This is a genomic window from Candidatus Hydrothermales bacterium, from assembly GCA_039630235.1.
Taxonomy (GTDB): domain Bacteria; phylum Hydrothermota; class Hydrothermia; order Hydrothermales; family JAJRUZ01; genus JBCNVI01.
Genome location: JBCNVI010000020.1, coordinates 1 through 1,532, shown reverse-complemented (window position 1 = coordinate 1,532; position 1,532 = coordinate 1). Strand labels below are relative to the sequence as shown.

General features: G+C 43.1%; 1 protein-coding gene. It reads right to left on the bottom strand.

Annotated features, from left to right (window positions below; translation table 11 throughout):
- On the bottom strand, positions 1-1,532 hold a 1,532-nt coding region (locus ABDH49_09035; GenBank protein MEN3047095.1), incomplete at both ends, for an SBBP repeat-containing protein.

Sequence of the window (1,532 nt, the reverse complement as noted above, 5' to 3'; positions counted from 1 at the left end):
ATTTGTAGAATTCACTCTTACAGTGATTGATGAAACAGTCCAATTTTGCGTAAGCATTCCCTCTCCCTCAAACTTCAAAATAAATGCATCAGCATCCCCTGCGTTGCTTCCCTGATAATATGCACCTCCGCCTGGATTATAGGTCGGAAAATTTGTTGAAGTAGTAGACCCAGCCACGAAAACATTTCCACCTCCATCTATTGAAATTGAATTTGCATAATCATACCCACCTCCCCCATAATAAGTAGCCCACTGCCTTACTCCTGAATTCGTGAATTTCAATATAAATGCGTCATACAACCCCGCATTGCTTCCTTGAAAATACGCACCTCCGCCTGGATTATAGGTCGGAAAATTTATTGAAAAAGTCCACCCAACCACGAAAACATTTCCACCTCCATCTGTTGAAATTGAGCTTGCACCTTCGTTTATACTTCCTCCATAGTAAGTAGCCCACTGCCTTGCTCCTGCATTCGTGAATTTCAATATAAATGCATCAGCATACCCCGCAAAGCTTCCCTGATAATACGCACCTCCGCCTGGATTATAGGTCGGAAAATTTGTTGAAAGAGTATACCCAACCACGAAAACATTTCCACCTACATCTGTTGAAATTGAATTTGCATAATCACTCCCACTTCCCCCATAATAAGTAGCCCACTGCCTTACTCCTGAATTTGTGAATTTCAATATAAACGCATCCTCACCCCCCGCATTACTTCCCTGAAAATATGCACCTCCGCCTGGATTATGGGTCGGAAAATTTGTTGAAAGAGTATACCCAACTACGAAAACATTTCCACCTACATCTGTTGAAATTGAATTTACATAATCACTCCCACTTCCCCCATAATAAGTAGCCCACTGCCTTACTCCTGAATTCGTGAATTTCAATATAAATGCATCATACCACCCCGCATTGCTTCCTTGAAAATACGCACCTCCGCCTGGATTATAGGTCGGAAAATTTGTTGAAAGAGTATACCCAACCACGAAAACATTTCCACTCGCATCTGTTGAAATTGAATTTGCATAATCACTCCCACCTCCCCCATAATAAGTAGCCCACTGCCTTGCTCCTGCATTCGTGAATTTCAATATAAATGCATCCTCACCCCCCGCATTGCTTCCCTGAAAATACGCACCTCCGCCTGGATCATAGGTCGGAAAATTTGTTGAAAGAGTATACCCAACCACGAAAACATTTCCACCTCCATCTGTTGAAATTGAATTTGCATAATCACTCCCACTTCCCCCATAATAAGTAGCCCACTGCCTTACTCCTGAATTTGTGAATTTCAATATAAACGCATCCTCACCCCCCGCATTACTTCCCTGAAAATATGCACCTCCGCCTGGATTATAGGTCGGAAAATCAGTTGAAGTAGTCCACCCAACCACGAAAACATTTCCACTTGCATCCGTTGAAACTGAATTTGCCCGATCACTCCCACCTCCCCCATAATAAGTAGCCCACAGACGAGCAAGCGGTGGATCTATGACCAACCTACCCTTTACCTCACCATCCAACT